General features: G+C 69.2%; 19 protein-coding genes. 8 read left to right on the top strand and 11 right to left on the bottom strand.

Annotated features, from left to right (window positions below; all coding sequences use genetic code 11):
- Positions 1-145: 145 nt before the first annotated feature.
- Both QTI51_RS30865 and QTI51_RS30870 read left to right on the top strand, forming a co-directional pair.
- Complete coding sequence (locus QTI51_RS30865; protein WP_286517232.1) at positions 146-1,474, top strand: DotU family type IV/VI secretion system protein; 1,329 nt, start codon at positions 146-148, stop codon at positions 1,472-1,474.
- 38 nt (positions 1,475-1,512) lie between these two features.
- Positions 1,513-2,706: a type VI secretion system protein gene (locus QTI51_RS30870; RefSeq protein WP_286517231.1), complete on the top strand. Its 1,194-nt coding sequence runs from the start codon at positions 1,513-1,515 to the stop codon at positions 2,704-2,706.
- 59 nt (positions 2,707-2,765) lie between these two features.
- Here QTI51_RS30870 and tssJ read toward each other — a convergent pair whose 3' ends face one another.
- Positions 2,766-3,278, bottom strand: coding sequence for a type VI secretion system lipoprotein TssJ (tssJ, locus tag QTI51_RS30875; protein ID WP_116913976.1), 513 nt, complete (start codon positions 3,276-3,278; stop codon positions 2,766-2,768).
- 71 nt (positions 3,279-3,349) lie between these two features.
- Here tssJ and tssA point away from each other — a divergent pair, with 71 nt between their 5' ends.
- The 6 genes from tssA (at position 3,350) to QTI51_RS30905 (ending at position 9,417) form a co-directional block, all read left to right on the top strand.
- Positions 3,350-4,396, top strand: a complete 1,047-nt coding sequence (gene tssA / locus QTI51_RS30880) for a type VI secretion system protein TssA (protein WP_286517230.1) — start codon at positions 3,350-3,352, stop codon at positions 4,394-4,396.
- An 88-nt stretch (positions 4,397-4,484) separates the two neighbouring features.
- On the top strand, positions 4,485-5,000 hold the full coding sequence (tssB, locus tag QTI51_RS30885; RefSeq protein WP_116913974.1) for a type VI secretion system contractile sheath small subunit: 516 nt from the start codon (positions 4,485-4,487) through the stop codon (positions 4,998-5,000).
- A 43-nt stretch (positions 5,001-5,043) separates the two neighbouring features.
- Entirely contained in the window at positions 5,044-6,537 is a 1,494-nt protein-coding gene (tssC, locus tag QTI51_RS30890) for a type VI secretion system contractile sheath large subunit (protein ID WP_116913973.1), read from the top strand.
- A 179-nt stretch (positions 6,538-6,716) separates the two neighbouring features.
- Entirely contained in the window at positions 6,717-7,190 is a 474-nt protein-coding gene (locus QTI51_RS30895; RefSeq protein ID WP_116913972.1) for an Hcp family type VI secretion system effector, read from the top strand.
- Between the two features lie 170 nt (positions 7,191-7,360).
- On the top strand, positions 7,361-8,515 hold the full coding sequence (locus QTI51_RS30900; protein ID WP_286517229.1) for a peptidoglycan-binding domain-containing protein: 1,155 nt from the start codon (positions 7,361-7,363) through the stop codon (positions 8,513-8,515).
- Between the two features lie 41 nt (positions 8,516-8,556).
- Positions 8,557-9,417 carry a hypothetical protein gene (locus QTI51_RS30905; protein ID WP_286517228.1) on the top strand — a complete coding sequence of 287 codons (861 nt, stop codon included), beginning with the start codon at positions 8,557-8,559 and terminating at the stop codon, positions 9,415-9,417.
- An 87-nt stretch (positions 9,418-9,504) separates the two neighbouring features.
- Here QTI51_RS30905 and QTI51_RS30910 read toward each other — a convergent pair whose 3' ends face one another.
- From QTI51_RS30910 to QTI51_RS30955, 10 genes are all read right to left on the bottom strand, one after another.
- On the bottom strand, positions 9,505-10,380 hold the full coding sequence (locus QTI51_RS30910) for a PP2C family protein-serine/threonine phosphatase (RefSeq protein ID WP_286517227.1): 876 nt from the start codon (positions 10,378-10,380) through the stop codon (positions 9,505-9,507).
- Between the two features lie 14 nt (positions 10,381-10,394).
- Positions 10,395-12,173: a type VI secretion system-associated FHA domain protein TagH gene (gene tagH / locus QTI51_RS30915; RefSeq protein ID WP_286517226.1), complete on the bottom strand. Its 1,779-nt coding sequence runs from the start codon at positions 12,171-12,173 to the stop codon at positions 10,395-10,397.
- Between the two features lie 89 nt (positions 12,174-12,262).
- Positions 12,263-12,430 carry a hypothetical protein gene (locus tag QTI51_RS30920; protein ID WP_286517225.1) on the bottom strand — a complete coding sequence of 56 codons (168 nt, stop codon included), beginning with the start codon at positions 12,428-12,430 and terminating at the stop codon, positions 12,263-12,265.
- A 13-nt stretch (positions 12,431-12,443) separates the two neighbouring features.
- Positions 12,444-13,733, bottom strand: coding sequence for a TIGR02270 family protein (locus QTI51_RS30925; RefSeq protein ID WP_286517224.1), 1,290 nt, complete (start codon positions 13,731-13,733; stop codon positions 12,444-12,446).
- A gap of 16 nt (positions 13,734-13,749) precedes the next feature.
- Positions 13,750-14,631, bottom strand: a complete 882-nt coding sequence (locus QTI51_RS30930) for a beta propeller repeat protein (RefSeq protein WP_286517223.1) — start codon at positions 14,629-14,631, stop codon at positions 13,750-13,752.
- 19 nt (positions 14,632-14,650) lie between these two features.
- Positions 14,651-15,787: a PAAR-like domain-containing protein gene (locus QTI51_RS30935; RefSeq protein ID WP_286517222.1), complete on the bottom strand. Its 1,137-nt coding sequence runs from the start codon at positions 15,785-15,787 to the stop codon at positions 14,651-14,653.
- A gap of 5 nt (positions 15,788-15,792) precedes the next feature.
- Positions 15,793-16,851, bottom strand: a complete 1,059-nt coding sequence (locus QTI51_RS30940) for a hypothetical protein (RefSeq protein WP_286517221.1) — start codon at positions 16,849-16,851, stop codon at positions 15,793-15,795.
- Positions 16,848-17,972 carry a DUF2169 family type VI secretion system accessory protein gene (locus QTI51_RS30945; RefSeq protein WP_286517220.1) on the bottom strand — a complete coding sequence of 375 codons (1,125 nt, stop codon included), beginning with the start codon at positions 17,970-17,972 and terminating at the stop codon, positions 16,848-16,850. Before QTI51_RS30945 ends, QTI51_RS30940 begins: the two co-directional genes overlap by 4 nt.
- 41 nt (positions 17,973-18,013) lie before the next feature.
- Positions 18,014-18,514: a DUF6484 domain-containing protein gene (locus QTI51_RS30950; RefSeq protein ID WP_286517219.1), complete on the bottom strand. Its 501-nt coding sequence runs from the start codon at positions 18,512-18,514 to the stop codon at positions 18,014-18,016.
- A gap of 19 nt (positions 18,515-18,533) precedes the next feature.
- Positions 18,534-20,918, bottom strand: a complete 2,385-nt coding sequence (locus tag QTI51_RS30955) for a type VI secretion system Vgr family protein (RefSeq protein WP_286517218.1) — start codon at positions 20,916-20,918, stop codon at positions 18,534-18,536.
- Positions 20,919-20,935: the final 17 nt, after the last annotated feature.

Here is a 20,935-nt window from a genome sequence, read left to right on the forward strand (position 1 = left end):
AGACCCCAAGCGGTATGGCGCACGCGGCGCCCCCCTTGAAAGAATGGCCCCCTACTCGAAGGAACCGGGGACATGGGCATGTGCCAACTGAGCAGACGCCGGTGCAAGGCATCCTTCGCAACCCTCGACTGAGCGGGCAGCGCCCATGGCTCGCCTGTACGACTGCTTCTCCGCCCTCATCTCGTTCGGCCTGGCGCTGGACGCGTCGATCGCGGCCGGCGCGCCCGCCCTGCCCCATGCCGAGGCCCAACGCGAAGCCCGCCGCCTGCTGGAGGCCGCGCGCTGCGACGCCGACGCCGCCGGCACCCCCGCCGCGCAGGTCGAGCTGGCCGCCTTCGCCATGGTCGCGTGGATCGACGAGATTCTGGCGCGCCACCCTGGCGCCAACGGCACCGCGCCGCTGCAGGCGCAGCTCTTCAACTCCACCAACGCGCACAGCGAGTTCTTTCACCACCTGTCGGCCCTGGGCCCCGACGACGACGCGGTGCGCGAGGTGTACTGGCATGCGATGGCGCTGGGCTTCAAGGGCCAGTACTACTTCGAGGAAGGCGACCAGGGCGAGCTCGGCAAGCTCAAGGACCTGCACGGCCGCCAGCTGAACCTGCAGCCGCCCGGTGACGACCTGGCGACCTTGGCCCAGGAACACATCACGCCGCAGCCCTACGGCGTGGCCGACCCGCGCGGCCCCAACGACACCCGGCGGCGCGATCGCACCCTGCTGCGCAGCGCCGCCGCGCTGGCGCTGATGCTGCCGCTGCTCTACCTGCTGTGGCTATGGTCCACCGGCCCGCCGGCGGCCGCCACCGGCCTGGGCCAACGCATCGAGCAGCACCTGCAGGGCTTTGCCTGCGCCGACCTCTCGGCCACGGTGGACCCCGAAGGCGGCACCCATGTGCGCGGCTTCGTCTCCCTGCCCGAGGACGTGCCCCGCGTGGAGCGCGAGGTCGCGGCCATGCCCGGCGTGAAGTCGCCGCAGTTCGACATCGGCCTGCGCGTGTGGCCGCACTGCGAGGTGTTCTCCATCCTGAAGCCCTACCAGGTGCGCAACATCGAGAAGGCCTACGGCCTCGACGTGGAGGCGCCCTCCGCGCACGACGGCAAGCTGCGCGAAGGCGACAACGTGCGCGTGCAGGTGGTGGCGCCGCGCCACGACAGCTACATCTGGGTCGACTACTACACCGTCGACGGCTCGGTGATGCACCTGAACGCCGGGCAGGCGCCCGTGCTGCTGCACGCCGGACAGACGCTGGACTTCGGGCGCGACATTCCGTCGAGCTGGCTGGTGAGCCCGCCCTTCGGCAGCGTGCTGGTCACGGTGCTGTCCGCGCCGATGCCGTTCGCCGAGACCTCCGACCGTCCGCCCTTCGAGCTGGCCTCGGCCTACCTGCTGCGCGTGCGCGAGGCGCTGGCGGCCAGCAAGAACAGCGAGCGGCTCATCGCCGACTTCGTGTTCCTGCAGACCGTGCCCCGCTGACACCGCATGACCACCATGACCGCCACGAGACCGCACCCATGCTGACGCCCGCCCTGCGCTTCTGGCTGCTGCTGTCGCTATGCCTGCTGGGCTTCGGCCTGCTGTACGCGGTGGTGCACGACGCGGGCTGCGGCGCGCGCCGACGCGCGGTGCAGCGTCGCATCGCGGCGCTCGGCGCGCCGCTCGATGCCGCCGACGAGGTGGCGGTCGAATCGCTGCGCGACGCGATGGCGCAAGCGCAGCAGGCGCTGCGGCGCACGGCCAGCGTGGCCAGTACAAAGAGGGCCGCAAAGCGCGCAGCGCCCGTGCCCTGGTTCCTCTGCTTCGGCGATGCGGCCGCCAACCTGCCCGGCCTGCTGGCCACCGCGCGCGGCCAGCGCGTGCCCCCGGCCGAACCGGTCGTGAGCGTGCCGTTCACCGACACGTGGTGGCACTGGTGGCTGACCGGTGCCACCGTGGCCATCGAGCTGCATCCCGCCGCGGTCGGCGACACCGCGGGCACGCCGCCGGTGCGCGCGCTGTGGCTGCAGTCCTTGCTGGCCCTGGCGGTACGCCGCGACCGCTTTCCGCTGAACGGCCTGGTGGTCGGCGTGGCGGCCAACGAGCTGCTGCAGGCCGACGGCACCGAGCTGAAGGCCCTGGCCGCGCGCATGCGCCACCTGCTCGACGAAACCGGCGACACGCTGCGCCTGCAGCTGCCCACGTACCTCGTGGTGACCGGCCTGGAGCGGCTCGATGGCTATGCCACGGTGCGCCGCGCGCTGCCGCCCGAGGTGCTGTCGCAGGTGCTGGGGCACCGGCTGACGAACCCATCCGCCTTCATCGAGACACCGGCGGGCGAGCGCTTCGATGCGGTGTTCGAGCCGCTCGCGCAGCACCTGCATGCGTTGCGCGCGGCCCTGCTGCGCACGCAGCACGAGGCCACGGGCCGGCTCGCGGTGCATGAGTTCGTGGAAGCGCTGCGCGCCCTGCAGCCCGGCCTGCGCCAGTTCGCGCAGGTGCTGTTCGAGCCCCATGGCAAGGGCGTGCGCGCGCCGCGCTGGCGCGGCCTGTACCTCACGGCCAATGCATCGCCGGTGGGCGACGGCGCGTTCGTGAACGACCTGTTCGAACGCTTCCTGCCCGCCGACCAGCCGCTGGTGCGGCCGGGGCGCCCGTCGTCGAACACGGGCCACGCATCGCGTGCGGAGAGTTTGGAGCACACGTCCACCACCATGATGGGCACGCTTTGAACGCGACGGCGCAGCGCGTTCCCTTGCCCCTGCTGCTGCCCTGGCCCTCGGCCTTGTCCTTACTTGGCGTCCACGCGCATCTGGCGCGCGCCGAAGGTCACGTCCAGCGACTGCGCCTTGCCCGTGGTCACCGGGCGCACCTCGCGCCAGCGCGCGCGGTCGAGGTCGCGGTACGCGGCCATCACGCCGATGGACTTCGCATCGGCCGGCAGGTTGAAGTCGAGCTTGCGGCTCTCGCCGGGCCGCAGCAGCACCTCTTCGCGCTGCACCAGCTCGGCGCCGAGCGTGGCCTGGTCTTTCTCGAACAGCGAGAAGAAGTCGGCGCCTTCGAAGGGCCCCGGCGACTTCATGGCATAGACGCGCACCGTGAGCGGCGATGCGCGCCCGCGCGCGTCGGGGTTGGCATCGGTGCCCGCCGTGAGTGTGACGGCCACCGTGGTGACCACCGGCTTGGCCGCGCACCCCGCCATCAGAAGAGCCGCTCCAGCAAGGCCGAGAACGGCGATGCGGCGTCGCATCGGGGCGGCAATGAAGCCTTCATAGGACGAATGGTGTGTACCCAGCGTGCGCATGCTATTCCCTTCGTTGCATTGACCGGTTCAGGTGCTTCTTTGATTATCACCAGCCAACTCGAACAGGCAACATGCTGACTCCAGAACTTGCAGACACGCTGCTCGCGCCCATCGGCGAAGCAGCGCCGTGCGGCGACGATCTCGAATACGACGCGGACTTCATGGCCCTCGTGGCCGCCGCGCAAGGCAAGGCGGAGCAACAGTTCGGCGACACCGTGATTCCCGCGGTCGAGCCCGAGTGGCGCGACGTGGGCGAGCGCGCCGAAAGCGTCCTGCGCCGCAGCAAGGACGTGCGCGTGGCGGTGCTGCTGCTGCGTGCCTCCGCGCGCATGCAGGGCGTGCGCGGCTTCGTGGCCGGCATGCAGTTGCTCGACCGCCTGCTCGACTCTTTCTGGGACGGCATACATCCAAAGCTCGATGCCGACGACGACAACGACCCGACGATGCGCCTGAACGCACTCGCGCCGCTGACCGACGAAGCCATGGGCCTGCGCGACCTGTACGAAGCGCAGGTCGGCATCGCGCGCGGCGTGGGGCCGATCCGCGTGCGCGACATTGCCATTGCGCACAACGCGCTCACCGCCGTGGGCGGCGAGGCCACCTACTCGACCGCACAGGTGCAGGGCGGGCTCGAGGCCATCCAGGCCGAGCAGCCCGAGGCGATCCAGGCGGCCGTGGGCCTGCTGGCGCTGGTCGACCGGCTGCAGGCGCTGGTGGTCGAGCGCACCGGCCGGGCCGACGTGGTCGACCTCGATGCGCTGCGCACCATCGCGCGCGTGCTGCACAAGGCCGGCGCCGCCGCCAGCGGCGCGCCGGCCGATGCGGCGCAGGACCCTGCTGCGGCAGACGGCGACGCGGACGCACAGGCAGCCGGAAGCGGCAACGCATCGCGCCCCGCCGCCGCGCGCGGCGAGATCCAGAACCGCCAGGACGCAGTGCAGATGCTCGACCGCGTGATCCGCTACCTCGAGCAGGCCGAGCCCGGCAACCCCGCGCCGCTGCTGATCGAGCGCGCCAAGAAGCTCATCGGCGTGAGCTTCCTCGAGATCATGGCCAACCTCGCGCCGAACGCGATGGACACCATCGAGACCGTGACCGGACGGCGTCCGTCCGATTGATTCACCGCTTTCCTCGTTCTCTCTTTTTCTCTTTCCGTTCTTCCCGTCTTCAGACACCGCCCCATTCACCCCCGCAAGGAGCATCTCCATGGCCAAGAGCAGTCAGAAATTCATCGCCCGCAACCGGGCGCCCCGGGTCCAGATCGAGTACGACGTGGAGCTCTACGGCGCCGAGAAGAAGGTGCAGCTGCCCTTCGTGATGGGCGTGCTGGCCGACCTGTCGGGCAAGCCGGCCGACCCGCTCGCGCCGGTGGCCGACCGCAAGTTCCTGGAGATCGACGTCGACAACTTCGACTCGCGCATGAAGGCCATGAAGCCGCGCGCCGCCTTCGCGGTGGAGAACTCGCTCACCGGCGAGGGCGACCTGAAAGTGGAGCTCACCTTCGAGAACATGGAAGACTTTTCGCCCGCCGCAGTCGCCCGCAAGGTGGGCGCGCTGAACAAGCTGCTCGAGGCGCGCACCCAGCTGTCGAACCTGGTCACCTACATGGACGGCAAGGGCGGCGCCGAAGACCTGCTGGCCAAGGTGCTCGAAGACCCGGCCCTGCTGCAGACGCTGGCCGCCAGCAAGAAGCCCGAAGACGGCAGCGCACCCGCCGCCTGAACCCCATCGTCAGAACACCGGTTAACCGAGGAGTAGAACCACCATGGCCGAAGCACTCGAACAGGGCGCGCTGAAAGACGTCGCCTACGCGGGCAGCGACTTTTCATCGCTGCTGCAAAAGGAATTCAAGCCGCGCAGCGACGAAGCCAAGAGCGCCGTCGAAGCCGCCGTGCTCACGCTGGCGCAGCAGGCGCTGGCCAACAGCACCGTCATCGGCAAGGACGTGACCAAGTCGATCCAGGCCATGATCGCCGCGATCGACGCCAAGCTCACCGACCAGGTGAACAAGATCATTCACCACCCCGACTACCAGAAGCTCGAGAGTGCATGGCGCGGCTTGCACTACATGGTGAACAACACCGAGACCGACGAGCACCTGAAGATCCGCGTGATGGACATCTCCAAGGTCGAGCTGGCCAAGAACCTGAAGAAGTTCAAGGGCGCGGCTTGGGACCAGAGCCCGATGTTCAAGAAGATCTACGAGCAGGAGTACGGCCAGTTCGGCGGCGAGCCCTTCGGCGCGCTGGTGGGCGACTACCACTTCGACCAGAGCCCGCCCGACGTGGAGCTGCTCGGCGAGATGGCCAAGATAGCGGCCTCAGCGCATGCGCCCTTCATCACCGGCGCCAGCCCCAACCTGATGCAGATGGAGTCGTGGCAGGAGCTGGCGAACCCGCGCGACCTGACCAAGATCTTTCTCACGCCCGAGTACGCCGGCTGGCGCTCGCTGCGCGAATCGGACGACGCCAAGTACCTGGGCCTGTGCATGCCGCGCTTCCTGGCGCGCACGCCCTACGGCGCCAACACCAACCCGGTGGAGGAGTTCGACTTCGAGGAAGACACCGCCGGCGCCGACCACGGCAAGTACGCCTGGGCCAACGCGGCCTATGCCATGGCCACCAACATCAACCGCTCGTACAAGCTGTACGGCTGGGGCTCGCGCATTCGCGGCATCGAGTCGGGCGGCGCGGTGGAAAACCTGCCGCTGCACACCTTTCCCAGCGACGACGGCGGCGTCGACCAGAAGTGCCCCACCGAGATCGCCATCAGCGACCGGCGCGAGGCCGAGCTGTCGAAGGCCGGTCTGCTCTCGCTCATTCACCGCAAGAACTCCGACTTCGCGGCCTTCATCGGCGCGCAGTCGCTGCACAAGCCGGCCGAGTACGACGACCCCGACGCCACCGCCAACGCCAACCTGGCCGCGCGCCTTCCGTACCTGTTCGCCTGCAACCGCTTTGCGCACTACCTGAAGTGCATCGTGCGCGACAAGATCGGCAGCTTCAAGGAGCGCGAGGAAATGCAGCGCTGGCTGAACAAATGGATCATGAACTACGTGGACGGCGACCCCGTCAACTCGTCGGAAACCACCAAGGCGCAAAAGCCGCTGGCGGCCGCCGAGGTGGTGGTGGAAGAGGTCGAGGGCAACCCCGGCTACTACACCTCCAAGTTCTTCCTGCGCCCGCACTACCAGCTCGAAGGCCTCACCGTGTCGCTGCGGCTGGTGTCGAAGCTGCCGTCGGCCAAGGGTGGCAAGTAAGGCATTTGATTTTTTAAGGGGACCGCGTCTTCGTGTTTGAAACGCGCGCTCCTTCTTCGTTCTAGATACAGCCGGCGACAAGGCGTCGCGCGGCACCCACCGCCAAGGGTTCGAGGCGTCGCCTCGAAGCGATTTTTCAACCATCCGGCCGCAACGCAAGGCCAACCAGGAGAACCAACATGATCGATTGCCACTTCAAGATCGACGGCGTCAAGGGCGAAGCCGTGCACAAGGACCACAAGGACGAGATCGAGCTGCAGAGCTGGAGCTGGAACGTGCACAACGCCACTTGCACCGTCGGCGGCGGCTCCTCGGTGGGCAAGGGTTCGCCCGGCATGGTCACCCTGAGCAAGAAGTTCGACAGCTCTTCGCCCACGCTGGCCAAGGCCTGCGCCAACGGCAAGCATTTCGACAAGGCCACGCTGGTGATGGCCAAGTCGGGCGAAGGCCAGCAGACCTTCATGACGGTCACCTTCAAGGAAGTGCGCATCGCCGACTTCAACGTGAGCGCCGCACAGGGCGGCGAAGTGCACGAGAGCGTGGCCGTGTCGTACGGCGACATCGAGATCGCCTACAAGCCGCAGAAGGCCGACGGCACGATGGGCGGCGACATCAAGTTCGGCTGGGACACGCGCACCACCGAAACGCGCTGATCCGCGCGCGCGCTCCGCACCGCTGGCCGGACAAGGCCGGCGTCCGCACCGCCGGCCGGACAAGGCCGGCGATGCCCTTGCCCCGCGCGTGCGCTTGTCCGGCTGGCTGGCCGTCCCGGCCGGCCGGTTGGTTGGCTGGTGACGCGGCCGCTCTGGCCGACGAGGTTGAAATGGCTACGACACCCCCCATCAAGACACGCCTGGAGTCGCCCGAACTGACGACCCGGCAAACGCCCGCCGTGCAGCAGCGCCTGAGCCTCTGCCTGGCATCGGACGCGCACAACATCCGGCCGCGTACCAGCGGCGACCACGTCAAGGCGATCCAGGACGCGATGGAGGCGATCCGCAAGCGCCTGCCCGGCGTCGGCCTGGAAGAAATCACCGATCCGGGCGGCACCTTCGGGCCGTCCACCGAGAAGGCGGTCGGCAAGTACAAGGCGCACTTCGGCATCGTGCGGCCCGGCCAGCCGCTGGACACCATCGTGGGCCGCGGCACCCTCACCCAGATGGACGAGCACCTGAAGTCGCCCGCGCCGCAGCCGGCACCCGCCGCGGTGAAGTTCGTGTGCGGACCCGATGTGACCGACCAGGTCGCCCTGACCTGGATGAAGATCCAGAGCGACTTCCGCGCCATGAGCCGCGACCAGAAGGTCAAGGCCTGCAACACCATCCTGATCCCGGTGCAGATGCCGACCAACCCTTTCGAGGGTGGTGTTCCGCTCGACCTGGAAGCGCTCAAGCAGAAAGCCCAGATGTTCGCCGACATCAACGGCTGGGACACGCTGCCGCTGTTCCAGGGCGCGTCCGCCTGGCTGCGTTCGCCGCCCGTGTACGACCCGGCGCTGAAGGGGCCATGCGCCACGCCGTCGTCCGACACGCTGCCCGGCGCCGACCAGGCCAACCCCTTCGACCCACTGCACGAAAGCCCCGAGGTCTGCTCGAACACGGTACAGGTCGCGGGCAAGTGCTGGCTCAACGGCACGGTCAACTACGGCACCTTCGGTGTCATGGTGCGCTTGTGCAGCGACTTCGCCGGCAGCGACCTGCGGCTGCGCTTCAACCCCGTGGTGCGCGCCGTGTATTCGCTGAGCTGGGCCGTGATGCTGATCCGCGCCTACAAGCGCTTCGGCCACGACCCCGAGGCCGCCGCGCTGCCGGTGGCCTGGACCGAGGCCACCTTTCACGGCGGCCCGCGCGCCACGCCCTCGTCGGCCGCACCCAATCGCCCGAAGTGCGAGTGCTCTTGCACCTGCAGCGGCAACACCGTGCCCTGGGACTACGTCTGGGAGCCGGTGCACAACAGCCGCAAGGGCGCCGCGCACTGAGCGCCAACCACAGTTTCCGCAAGGACAAGGAGGATTCCGACATGGCCGATATTTCGCCTGCCGTCGCCACGCTGATGACGGTGCTGAAAGACGAGTTTCCGGGCGTCAAGCTCGACGCCGGCAACAACATCCAGCCGGGAACGCGGCACACCTCAGGCATTGCGCTGGACATCATGCTGAATTACAAGAACCCGTCCGACGCCGCCATCGGGCGACGCATCATGGCCGGGCTGGTGAAGAACTTCGAGGCCATGCAGTGGTCGGCGTTCATCTTCACGGTGCGCAACCCGAGCTCCAGCGCGCCGGTGCACTTCTGGGTGCGCGGCGCCGACGGCACCGGCTACGGCGGGCACAAGCTCGAGGCCGGCAACTACACGGCCGACACCCGCCACGAAGACCACATCCACATCGACTGGGTGAACTTCAGCATGAAGAACACCGGCGCCACCTACGCCACCAACCCGTACAAGCAGCCACCATCGGCGCAGCGAACGGGCTTCGACGCGGCACTGAAGATCTTCCTGAAAACGGCGAGCGACGAGGAGGTCGACGCCATCCTCGACACCATGTTCGCCAAGCTGCCGACAAGCACGCCGAAGTTGCCGACGCCCGATTGGGCGCGTGGCTGGTGGAAGGTTCAGCAGGAGGGCCAGACCTACTACTACCTGATCGACGCGAAGAGCGGTGCGGGCTGGACCTACGACCGCCCCGCGTCGCAGGCCACCTCCATGAGCAACAAGCAGAACAGCGGCGCCTGCACCTTCGGCGCCGGTGGCGCAATGAAGATCAGCTGGACCCCGCTTACGTCGAACGTGAGCACCGTGGAAACCTTCAAGGGCCAGGGCAGCAGCCTGACCGGGAGCTCCAACCGCGGAGGCCCGCTGAGCGCCGAAAAGATCTGACCCGCGGGGGCTGCCAGAGCCGCAAGGGCCGCAAGAGCCGCGCGGGCTGAGAGCGCCGCGCCGGCTGCGCGCCGCGGCGGCGCCGTTTCAACGCGGGCCGGGCTCCGCGGGCACGGTCTTCTCGCCTTCGTCCTCGCCGGGCCGCCTGTGGTCGCCAACGCTTGCGGCCTCGTCCGGCGACGGCTCGTTCTCCATCATTGGCATCAACCGCGTCGCGTCCGCGTCCTCGTCGATCACCCACAGCGTGAGCGCCGTGTAGTTGTCGTAGCCGGGCTTGGCGTTGGCCTTGACCTGCGCGTCGAGCAGCGCGGTCCACTGGCTGGGGGTGCGCGAGGCGTGAAGCGTGTCGACCAGGCGCTCGTCGCCCAGCGGCTCCCACACGCCGTCGCTGCACAGCAGCAGCACGTCGCCGGGCAGCAGGCGCATGCGGTCGGACACCGCGATGTCGGGCGCCTCGTCGACCGAGCCGAGCGCCGACAGCAGCATGTTGCGCTGCGGGTGCAGGCGCGCGCCCTCTTCGTCGAGCATGCCGCCGGCCACCATCTGCTGCACCAGGCTGTGGTCGGTGGTGCGCGCCACGATGGCGCCGCCGCGAAACAGGTAGGCCCGGCTGTCGCCGCTGTGCACCCAGGCCAGCGCCTGGCTCTCCAGGTCGATGGCCGCGAACACGATGGTCGAGCGCATGCCCGCCAGCGTGCCGCCTTCGGCCTGGCGCGTCACCACGTCGAGGTTGGCCTGCGCCACCAGGCCGCGCAGCGTGGGCTCGTCCAGCCCCGGCGCCGCGGCAAAGCCCGCCAGCACGCTGGCGCGCGCGGTGGCCGCCGCCACGTCGCCGCCGCCATGGCCGCCGGCGCCGTCGGCCACCAGGCAGGCGACGTAGCGCTCGTCGTGCCAGTGGCCGTGCACGTCTTCGTTGTAGGTGCGGCCACCCTGTCGGGAGAGCGTGACGATTTCGATTTCCAAGCGGGTGCCTCGCTTCAGCTGGGGGGGTTGGCGTCGCCGTGGTTCTTCAGGCGCGCCATCTGCTCTTCATAGGCCTGCAGGAAGGCCTTGCCGAAGAGCGTGTGAAAGTCGTCCTCGGCCTCGCTCGCGATGCCGCCGTACAGCGACACGAACTGGTCCCAGAGCTTGGCCTTGCGGTTGGCGCTGAAAAGCGCGTCCAGCGCCGTCTTGGCGCTGATCTTCTTTTCCAGCTCCGCCGGCTCGAAGCGCGCGATGACATGGGCCAGCGCCGCGCGCAGCCCCACCATCACGCCGAACTGGTGGGCGCGCAGGTCGTCGAAGGCGTCGCGCATCGCGGCCTCCGGCGGCATGAAGCCACGCACGCCCGGGCCCAGCAGGTGCGCGAGCGCCACCTCGACCGTGGGCGAGAACTTCAACGGGTTGTTGGCCTGCGCCGCAATCATCGTGACCTCGGCGCGCACCTCGCGCTTGAACTCCTGGCGCGTGAGCAGCAGCTGCAGCGTGCCTTCGGTGGCGCTGCGCAGCATGGAGCCGACACGCTCCATGAGCCCCGGCGTGAGCATCGTGGGAGGCTGGTGCGTGCTGGCCAGGCCGCGCAGGAAGGCGGCGAGCAGCTCGTCGTCGCTGGCGGTGCGCTCGGCGGCCGGCGCCACGGCGCGCGGGGCCGGCGACGCGACGTACACGGGCGGTGGTGGCGGGGGCGGCGGTGACGCAGGCAACGGCTCGAAGGCCTTGCCCGAACTGTCGGGGCCGACGATGCGGATCGGCTGGCCCGTCATGTCGTCGAACTGCGCAAGGGACTGGACCGGTGGAGCGGGTGGAGCCGAAGGAGCAGGCCCCGACGGCACCACCGCCTTCGGCGGATTGAAGCCGAACTGGTCGATGGGCAGGTGGTCGCCGCGCGGGCTCGGCGTGGCGGGCGCGGCGCGCTGCAGGGCGGCGAGCGGATCGGCGTCGGACGCGGTGTTGGGCTGCAGCAGCGGATCGGCCAGCGGCGACAGCGCGAGTGGATCGCCACCGATGCCGCCGCCCGCGCCCATGCCGCCGAACAGGTCGTCGATGCCGGCGGCTTTGCCGTGCGCGGGCGGTGCGCCGAGGTCAGAGAAATCGGAGAAGGCGGAGAAGGCATCGGGCGCGCCGACGCCGCTACCAGCGCCACTGCCGGGGCCGAGCAGGTTCGCGAACGGATCGACCTTGTCGGCCTGCGCATTGCGCGAGCCGCTGGCCATCGGGTCGGGGAACAGCAGCGAATCGGCCGGCGCGGCGGATGGCCGGGGCGCGGGTGCCGCGGCGGGTGCCGGTGGCGGCGAGAGCCCCGCGAGCAGGTCCGCGAAGGGGTCGTCGCTCGAAGGCGTGCCGGCCTGTGCACTCATCGGCGCATTCATCGGCGCATTCATCGGCGCATTCATCGGCGCGCCGAGCATCGTGTCCGGAATGATGGGCGCGCCCGCCGGCGCCCCACGCGCAACCATCGCGGGCGCCGCCTGGACGCGAACCGTGAGCTCGAAACTGCCGATCACCAGCCGCGCGCCGTCGGCCAGCGCGGCCTCCTTGCCCGAGCCCAGCGACACGCCGTTGCATTGCATCGGGTTGCTGCCGCGGTCGATCACGAAGTAGCGGCCGTCGCGGCACAGCACCTGCGCGTGCACGCGCGAGACGGTGCGGTCGGGGTCGTCGAGCACCAGGGTGTTGGTGTCGGCGCGGCCGATGGTGCCGCCGTCGGGCCCGAAGTCCGCGGCAATGGACTGCCCCGCCGGAGCGCCTTGCCGGGTGATGACAGCGATATGGATCATGAATGGGCCCCCGAAGGCTCCGTGGCTGAATGCGCCCGAACGAGCTCGCAAGGAGTATTCATTCCGAGGTGCATGTTGGCAATCTCGCCTTAAGAGGTATGCCATTGCAGCCAGGCTGCGACGGCGGTGAAGATGAGGGCGATGAGGAGCCAGGTGCGCACCGCCGGGTCTCTCGCGCCACGCCCGCGCACGTACCGCCCGCCCGCAGCCGCGAGAAAGGCCAGCGCGAGCGCGGCAAGAACGTACTTCGCGGACATCGGTGGGCCTGCTTCATTCCTCGGGCATCTGCGCCAGCCAGCGCTCCTGGCGCCATGCGGGCGCGCCTGTAGGAAAGAGCTGCGTGCCCGGCCGCAGCAGGCACAGGTACGCCGCCGCCGCCGCGCGTTGGCGTTGGCAGCCCAGGCGCAGCACCCGCAGGCAGTGCGGCCAGGAAGGCGGCTGTCCCATGAAGCAGCGCTCGCCGGCAGCGGGGTAGCGCGAGGCGTTGGCCTCCCACCAGTGCAGCAGCCGTTCGGGGTCGGGCCATGGCAGGCCTTCGTCTTCGTCCATGGCGACGTCCGCGGCCTCGGGGTCGTCCGCGTCGGCCGCGAGCATCTGCTGCGATGGCTTGCGTTCCAGGTCGTTCCACGCCAGGTCGACCCCGGTGAGGGTCGTGAAGGCCTCGCCCGCCAGCCGCGCGAGCGCGGGCTCCGCCATCTGCTCGACGAGCCACGGCACGGCCTGCACGTCGCCGACGGCGCCCACCGCGCGGATCGCGTCACGCAAGCCGTCCGGCTGCGCGACCAGCGTGCGCAACAGCGGCGCGGCGCGCGCGGCATCTGCAAGTTGCAACAGCAGTTCCAGTGCCTGCGTTCGAAAGAGCCCGCCAGGCACGCGCACCACCTCCAGCAGCGCAGGCACGGGTTTCTGGCGCTCCCCCAGCAGCACCGCCGACCGCGCGGCCCAGAAGCGGCACGCCGCGTCTTCGTCCCCGAGCGCGGCGATGCAGCGCGCCACCAGGTCCTGCCGGCCGCAGTCGCCTGCGGCCTGCAAGGCTTGCGCGCGCAACAGCGCACTGGCGTCGGACATCGCTTCGGCGAGCATGCCGCCAGGATCGACGCGATGGAAGTCGCAGGCGGCAATGCCGATGGCACGGCGCAGCGGCTGGGGCGACACCAGCAGTTCACCGACGATGCCGCGCAGCGACTGGGCAGAGGCCCAGCCGACCGCCAACGCCGACGCTTCGCGCACGTCGGCGACGGTCTCGGCCAGCGCCAGCATGTGCGCGATGCGCCGGTCGTCGCGATTGTCCAGCGCCAATGCGAACGAGGCGAACACTTCGCCGGGCCCCAGGTTGGCAAGCGCCTCGTCGGTGGCCCGGCTACCGGCTTCGCCCGCCACGCCGAGGCCGTCGAGGTGTGCCGCCAGCCGGTCGTCGAGCCTGCGCAGATGGTGCAGCCTCACGTGCCCCGCGCGCACGAGGAAGAAGCGCTGGGTGCAGAGCAGGGCCGCTTCCTCGGCGTGGCGTGCCACGACGGTCGGGTTGGACGCGGAAACGAACGTGCCGGCCACGGTGTTCATGAGGTCCCCGCGCAGCTCAGTCGAAGGTGCGCCATGCGGCACCGTCGAACGACGCCACGTGCGCGCGCCCCACCGACCAAAGCACGCCTTCGGCGACGGACAGGCTGTAGCAGGTCGCCGGACCGGTGCCACCGAAATCGACGGGCACCAGCACGTCCCGGTCCAGCGTGTAGAGCGCCGACATGGTCGCCACGTAGAGTCGGTCCTGGAACCAGCACAGGTCCCACAGGTCGGTGGAAACTTCGTCCTGCCATGGCACCAGGGACCATGCGTCGTGGCGACCGCGCAGCATCACGCCGCCCTGCCCCGCCGCATAGACGACGCCGTCGCCCGCGCAGCACACCGCAGTGAGGATCACGTTGGTGGGGCTGGCGCGCTGCACCCACGCCGCGGCGTCGTACTGCCAGACCTCGCCGCCCCATCCCACGGCATAGATCTCGTCCCTGGCGAAGCCGTCGATGGCCTCGAAGCCGTACTTCTCGGTGTCGCCGGCGCGCGGGGCGCTGCGGTCTACCCATTGGCCGTCGAGCCGCTGAAACACCTGCCGCTTCATGCCGCAGGCGTACACGCGCCCGCCGATGTCGCGCGCGTTGCGGATCATCACGGGCGGCGGCACGATCGCCTCCTCGCTCGAGTTGCCGCCCGCGTAGGTCACCACATCTCCATCCTCGCCGATGAGCACCACGCACTCCTCGGGGCCGCGCGCGATGGCGATGGCGCTCGCGTCCCAGTCGGCGTCGACGGCGTCGCTCCACAGCCCCTGGTCGACCGCGACCAGGCTGGTGTGCGCAATTTCCTGCGCCACCAGCGAATGGCTCTTGCTGATGACGTAGACCAGGTCGTGAAAGCGCGCGGCGCCGCGCACGAATTCGCGCGCATCGGAAGCTCGGGTGGCCATACAAAATTCCTTTCCGTTGTCAGCGCGCCGCCCGGCCGAACTTGGCCAGCGCGGCGGCAATGGTCTTTTTCAATTCGGCGAACCTCGACATCTCGTTCTTGCCCGTGGGCGAGTACTTCACCGCCTTGCGCTGGTCGCCCATGCCCTTGTGCCCCTGGCGGAGCTGCGCCTCGATGCATTCCTTGCTGCATTGCGGCGCGACCTCCTTGGCCCCCGCGGCGCAGTGCGCGACCTCCGCGTTGAAAGAGCGGTGATCGCCGGGGGACACGCCGGGCCCCGCCGTCGTCTTGTGGTGCGCATGCCGCAGCCCGTGCGTTCCGGAGCAGCTGCCACCCTCGGTGCACATGCAGGGCGCCTTGCCGATGTCGTACTTCTCCCAGCCGGGCATCTTTGTGCCGTTCTTCACCGAGCTCACGAAGAACGAACTCTTGGGCACGATGTGGTCGCCGGTCTGCGCGGGGCAGCACCCGGAGATGCCGTCCCTGGGCTCGGCGTCGTACGAGGTGAGGCGGCAGCGTCGCGCGGCCGAGCACGGGTTCTCGCTGGCATTGCGCGCACGCGTGGTGGTCGCGCCCTTGCTGCGCGTGAACGCGCTGCCGAGCCCGGCCTCCTCGCACACGTCCTTTCCGGGACCTCCCGCCTTCTTCTTGTAGCCCTGGCAGGCGGTCTTCTCCTGTTCGCGGTCCTTGTCGCACAGGGCCTTGATCTCGGCGTCGGCCATCGAGTCGACGAAGGGCCACGGGATCGACTCGTTGGCAATCGGGCTGCCGTGGTTGTTGGTGGTCTTGTCGAGATGCCGCACCGCGTTCTCGCCCTCGAACTTGACGTTCATCGACCAGTCGATGAAATAGACCTTGCCCTTGTTCTTGCTCGACACCACGCCCTTCTTCGCGGCGCAGCCGGCCTCGTCGCCGGTCGAGGTCTTGAAGTACGACTTGTTCTTCAGCATGACCTCCTGCCCCGATATCTGCACCGTGCGGCTGCCGTCGGTGGTGTCCGAGGCGAGGCCGGTGTTCGGGTAGGGCACGGGCACGCCGGGCGGCGTCGCCGGGTTTTCGGGCGGCGTCATGCAGACGTCGGGCGTCGCGCAGATGGTCTTGCCCGCGCCGGCCTTGCAGGCGACCTCCCGGCCGTTGGCGAAAACCTGGTTGGCCATGCCGCTCAGCCTCCGTCGCCCGCTTGCCAGGAGAACACCATGGCCGCGCGCCTGCCGTCGTCGTTGCCCAGGTGCAGCAGCGCGTTGGCGCCGCGCGCATAGGCTTTCTCGCTGGCCGCCTTCAGCACGGCGATCATCACCGCGCCGATGGGCGCGCCCACCTCGCCGATGCAGTCGGCCGGGTGCCACACGTCGAACTCGCTGCGTTTCGTGCGGTCCAGGCGGCCGAACGCGAGCGTGGCCTCCTTGAATGCGTACTGCCCGCCCGAGGCGTCGATGATCTTGAAATCGAGAATGCCTTCACCGCAGTCCGCGTCGCGCAGCGACTGCCGGATGGCTTCGGTAAGGCCGTCCGCGCGCAGCGGCTCCTCTGAATCGATATGGGCGTGCTCCAGCCCGAAGCCCAGGCCCCGGCATAGCAGCTGCGGTCCCGCCTGCGCATCCACCGGTTGCACGAGCAGCGCCGCGGCACCCTCGCCGGGAATGAAGCCATCGGAGTTCTCGCTCGTCAGCAGCCGGTCGCGCGCCTCGCAGTCGGCCAGCGTGGCGCCGGACAGCATGCTGTCGGCGGCAACGACCAGCACGCGCGGCATGCGCAAGCCGGCGATCAGCTGGCGGGCCTGCAGCAGCGCGACGGCCACCGACACATGGCCCTGCGCCACGAGCGCCGAGCGTTCATGAAAGCGCAGGCCGAGCTCGTCTTCCAGTGCCGCGAAGAAGCGCGCATCGTCCGGCACCAGCCGGCCGGGGCGTTCGGTCTCGGGCAGGCACAGCAGCAGCGGCATGGTCTCGCAGACCACCCGGTCCAGCCCGGCCAGGCACTGCGAGACGGCCAGCGCGGCCATCTTCAGCAGCTTCTTCTCGCCACGCCAGGCCGCAGGCAGCGCAACCTCGCAGCCCATGAGCCACTCGCCGGCCGTGTCCCTGAAGCCGGTCTGCTGGAAGTTGTCGATGGCACCGCGAATGGCGGCGCAGGTGGACGCCGCGTCGAGCCCCACGCCCGTGACCAGGCCCGCGCGTGCGATGGCGATGGGCACCGCGCCCACCGGCCCGTCGGCGCTCATGCCTCGTCCTCCATTGCTTCGCGCCGGGCACGCACCAGGTCGGCGAGCGACGGATGCCATTCCTTTCCCAGCTCGCGCGCACGCCACCAGCCGCTCGACATGCGCCCGGCGAGGATGTTCGACACCTCGAAGATGCTTTTCTTCAGCGGCAGCGTGGCACGCCATGCCAGCGTGAGAAAGCCCTGCTCGGCATCGATCGCGACCGTGTCGAGCGTGGCCATGATTTCCTCGTGGCCGCCCTTGCGCTGGAAGAAGGTCACCGGGACTTCGCGGCGCGGCAGGCGGAAGCGGGTCTGCCCCTCGGGCCTGAGGTTCATCAGCACGACTTCTTCACCGCCGAGCGGGAATCCGATCTGCTGGTCGGCCGGAGCGGCCTGGTAGTAGGCCTCGTCGAAGTCGGCCGGCAGGAACGGAAACGCATGGTCGAGCCACGCCTGGTCGTAGGTGCCCGCATGCGGCAGCCGCTCCGCCCAGTGGCGCCCGACCGGGCCGAACGCCATGGGCGCGAACGCGCCGTCGGGCGCGTCCACGGGACGGTCGATTTCTTCGGTATGGGGCAGCGGCGCACCATCGACGTAGCGGGCCTGCAGATGCCGATGCCAGCCACGCCCCACGGGATTGCGCATGTAGGCGCCATGCTGCGCGGGGTCTTCATGGCGCGCGTCGACGCCGCCGAAAGCCACGTCGTAGGAAATGCGCCGCGTGACGAAAGGCTCGGGCGCCGAGGCCCGGGCGCCCGACAGGCCGCAGAGCCACTGCCGGTCGCCCGTCACCGCGAAGGCCTTGCGCCAGTGGCCGATCCGCACGCCGACCAGCACGCGCCCGGCAGGCTCGCCGTGCGGTGCGTGCGCAACGCCGGAAACGAGCACGTCGCAGCGGTGCTTGCGCGGCGCGAAGTCCACCTCCTCGGCCGGCGCCGAATAACCGGGCTCGCCCGTGAAGGTGTCCGCCACGATCAACGGCCGCTGCACTAGGTGCGGTTGCGCCGGTGCATCGGCATCGTCGAACGGACCGGGAATGGCGAAGGTGCCTTTCACCACCACGACCAGCAGTTCGCGCCCCGAAGGCTCGACGCCCTGCGTGTAGCCGACGGTCATGCCCGTTGCGTTGACAACTTCCATGGTGTTCGCGCTCGGTCGGTTGGCTCGGTCGGTCGGCCCGGTCAGTTGATCTGCACCGCGCCGCCCTTGAGCCGGTTGATGCCCGTCGAACGGCTGAGCACATAGCTGCCCTGGATCAGCACCTTGCCCGCGCGCGTCAGCGTGATGCTGGCCTTGCCGCAGCGCAGCACCATCTGCGTCCGCGCGCTGACGAGGAGCCGTTCGCCGTCGGCATCGACCTCCACCTGCGCGGGCGCGGGCACCTCCGGCCGGGGCCAACCCGTGGCGTCGCGCAGCACGCCCATCACGATGGGCCTGGCCGGATCGGCCCGCTCGAACATCAGCACCACGGCGCGTCCGATGTGCGCGCCGTGCAGGTCGATCACGCTGTGCGCGCGCAGCGCCGCCGTGCCGGGCTGCCCCGCGAACACGACCAGGGGGGTGCTTCCTTCGTCGGCGATGGCCACCAGTTCGCCGATGACAGCGGCCTGCCATGGGCCCGCGACCGCCTCCTGCGTGGCGTTCGCCGCCAGTTGCGTCTCGATCAGGTCTCTGCCGCTCATGGTCGATCTCCCAAGTGAATCAGTTCTGCAGAATCTTCGAACCCTTCATCACGATGTCGCTGCTCGCCTTGACGTTGATCTTTCCCGAGCCCTCGATCGTGATGTCCTTGCCCTTGATGACGATGGTTCCATCCTTCTTCATCGTGATGCTCGCGCTGCCCGTGGTGATGGAAATGGAATCGCCCGCGGTGATGACCAGGTTCTTGCCCACGGAGAGCGAATCGTCCTTGCCCACGCTGGCCGTGCGCGCCTCGCTCACGCTGCGCGTCTCGTTCTTGCCCACGTTGGTCGACAGGTTCGCCCCCACGTCCACCGAGCGGTTCGCGCCGATGCTGCTCGACTGGCTGGCGCCCACGCTGATGGTCTGGCTCGCGCCCACGGTCACCGCCTGCATCGCACCCACGGTGATCTCCTGCGCCGCGCCCACGGTGATGGTCTCGTTCACGCCCACGGTGTGCGTGCGCTGCAGCGCCACGGTGGCCGCTTCGCTCGCGCCTACGGTGATGGTGCGGTTCTGGCCGATGGAAATCGTCTCGTTCAAATCCACCGTTTCGGTGCGGTTCTGGTGGATGGTGATGGTCTCGTTCTTGTCGACCGTTTCCGTGCGCTGGCCGTGCACGGTGATGGTCTCGTTGTTGTCCACCGTCTCGGTGCGGTCGTGCTTCACGTGCACGGTCTCGTCGTGGTCGATGGTCTTGGTGCGGTCGTGGCCGACCCAGTGCGTCTCGTCGTTCTCGACCTCGATGTCCTGGTTCTTCTCGGCATGCAGGTACACCTGCTCCGAGCCCTTCTTGTCCTCGAAGCGCAGCTCGTTGCAGTTGGCCGCGCTGCCCTTGGGCGTGGAGCGCGTGCGAAAGCCGCTCTGCGTGTGGGTTCCGAAAGGAATGGGCTGGTCGTCGTTGTACACGCGCCCGGTGATCAGCGGCCGGTCGGGGTCGCCGTTCAGAAAGTCGACGATCACCTCCTGCCCGATGCGCGGGCAGAAGTAGCCGCCCCAGCCCTTGCCGGCCCAGGGCTGCGACACGCGCACCCAGCAGGTCGATTTCTCGTTGCTCTTGTCGTAGCGGTCCCAGTGAAAGTGCACCTTCACGCGGCCGAAGTCGTCGGCGTGGATTTCCTCGCCCGCCGGCCCCACCACGATGGCCGACTGCGGCCCCGGCATGACCACGCGCGGCGTGAGGCGCGGCGGGCGAAACGGCACGTTCACCGGGAACACGGTGAGCAGGAAAGTGCTGGCGCCCGGCAGGCCCGCCTGCAGCGACGGCGTGCGCGCCACCACGGCCTCGAACGCGGCGCGGGTGTCGGCCAGCACGGCGTCGTCCGCGAGCGCCTCGCGCAGCACGTCGTTCACGCTCATGCTCACGTGCTGCGCCTCGACGTCGGCGCCCTCGTAGCCGGGGTGGCTGGCGACGAAGGTGCAGGCCGCGATCACGTAGTCGCTGTCGCGCGTGCCGTCGGGGTCGTCCTTGAAAGTGAAGCTGCGCCCGGCGGCCACGTCGGGCCAGGGCGTGAGCGCCCAGTGGCGCTCGCGGCGTGCGCCGAGTTCTTCGCCGCGCAGCTTGCCCTTGTCGTCGGCGTCGCCACCGCTGAAGTAGCCGCCCGCGAACTCGAAGGCCTCGAACTCGGCCAGCTCGTGCTTGTCGGGCGTGCCGCCGGCGGCCTCCAGCTTTTTCTTGATGGCCTTGAAGTCGCTGTCGGTGGAGGCGTACTTTCCGGTGTCGAACTGGCGCTCGCCCACCCAGCGCGACACCTCGTTGAAGCGCGCCTCGGCCGCATCGCCCGGCACGTAGCGCAGCGTGTCGGCCACGGGCAGCTTGTCGTGCGCCATGTCGCTGGCGTCCGACAGGTGCATGGTGCCCGGCGCGTCGTGCGCATCGAACCAGTAGTAGATGCCCTCGTCTTCCAGCAACCGCGATGCGAAGTGGTAGTCGCTCTCCTGGTGCTGCACGCAGTAGCGGCGCGGCTTGTGGGTGCCGATGACGTTGTCGCTGCGCGTCTTCTTGAAGCGCTTGATGGGGCTGTCCTCGAACACCGCGTCGAGCACCTCGAGCACCGGCTTGTCCTGCAGGATGCGCGAGTTGATGCGCCGGCTGAGCAGCCCGAACCACGAGCGCAGCGTGAACCGGTATTCGAAGAAACGCCCCACATGGCCCGCGCGCACGAAGCGCACGGCGTGGCCCTGGCAGTGCCGCTCGTGCCGGCCGCCGTCGGCGTCCTCGAAGCCGATGACGATGTCGAACGCGCGCCCGAGGATGTCCCTGGCGTCGATGGCCTTGTTTTCCGACAGCACCGTGAGCTCGTAGGTCGAGGGGCGCGCCAGGGCCTCGTGGCCCACCACGCGCCAGAACATCAGCTCGCCGTTGGCGGGCGAATCGCTCTCGATGCGGAACTCGTGGTCGGCCATGGCCCTGCTCCTTGGCG

The sequence above is a fragment of the Variovorax sp. J22G73 genome (assembly GCF_030317035.1).
Classification (GTDB): Bacteria; Pseudomonadota; Gammaproteobacteria; order Burkholderiales; family Burkholderiaceae_C; genus Variovorax.

Bases quoted from the DNA above. Each gene is read 5' to 3' on its own strand.
- QTI51_RS30940 (WP_286517221.1), bottom strand. From the start codon at position 16,851: ATGAGCGCCGACGGGCCGGTGGGCGCGGTGCCCATCGCCATCGCACGC.
- QTI51_RS30935 (WP_286517222.1), bottom strand. From the start codon at position 15,787: ATGGCCAACCAGGTTTTCGCCAACGGCCGGGAGGTCGCCTGCAAGGCC.
- QTI51_RS30870 (WP_286517231.1), top strand. From the start codon at position 1,513: ATGCTGACGCCCGCCCTGCGCTTCTGGCTGCTGCTGTCGCTATGCCTG.
- tssA (WP_286517230.1), top strand. From the start codon at position 3,350: ATGCTGACTCCAGAACTTGCAGACACGCTGCTCGCGCCCATCGGCGAA.
- tagH (WP_286517226.1), bottom strand. From the start codon at position 12,173: ATGATCCATATCGCTGTCATCACCCGGCAAGGCGCTCCGGCGGGGCAG.
- QTI51_RS30900 (WP_286517229.1), top strand. From the start codon at position 7,361: ATGGCTACGACACCCCCCATCAAGACACGCCTGGAGTCGCCCGAACTG.
- QTI51_RS30905 (WP_286517228.1), top strand. From the start codon at position 8,557: ATGGCCGATATTTCGCCTGCCGTCGCCACGCTGATGACGGTGCTGAAA.
- QTI51_RS30920 (WP_286517225.1), bottom strand. From the start codon at position 12,430: ATGTCCGCGAAGTACGTTCTTGCCGCGCTCGCGCTGGCCTTTCTCGCG.
- tssC (WP_116913973.1), top strand. From the start codon at position 5,044: ATGGCCGAAGCACTCGAACAGGGCGCGCTGAAAGACGTCGCCTACGCG.
- QTI51_RS30930 (WP_286517223.1), bottom strand. From the start codon at position 14,631: ATGGCCACCCGAGCTTCCGATGCGCGCGAATTCGTGCGCGGCGCCGCG.
- QTI51_RS30925 (WP_286517224.1), bottom strand. From the start codon at position 13,733: ATGAACACCGTGGCCGGCACGTTCGTTTCCGCGTCCAACCCGACCGTC.
- QTI51_RS30950 (WP_286517219.1), bottom strand. From the start codon at position 18,514: ATGAGCGGCAGAGACCTGATCGAGACGCAACTGGCGGCGAACGCCACG.
- QTI51_RS30895 (WP_116913972.1), top strand. From the start codon at position 6,717: ATGATCGATTGCCACTTCAAGATCGACGGCGTCAAGGGCGAAGCCGTG.
- QTI51_RS30945 (WP_286517220.1), bottom strand. From the start codon at position 17,972: ATGGAAGTTGTCAACGCAACGGGCATGACCGTCGGCTACACGCAGGGC.
- tssJ (WP_116913976.1), bottom strand. From the start codon at position 3,278: ATGCGCACGCTGGGTACACACCATTCGTCCTATGAAGGCTTCATTGCC.
- QTI51_RS30955 (WP_286517218.1), bottom strand. From the start codon at position 20,918: ATGGCCGACCACGAGTTCCGCATCGAGAGCGATTCGCCCGCCAACGGC.
- QTI51_RS30865 (WP_286517232.1), top strand. From the start codon at position 146: ATGGCTCGCCTGTACGACTGCTTCTCCGCCCTCATCTCGTTCGGCCTG.
- tssB (WP_116913974.1), top strand. From the start codon at position 4,485: ATGGCCAAGAGCAGTCAGAAATTCATCGCCCGCAACCGGGCGCCCCGG.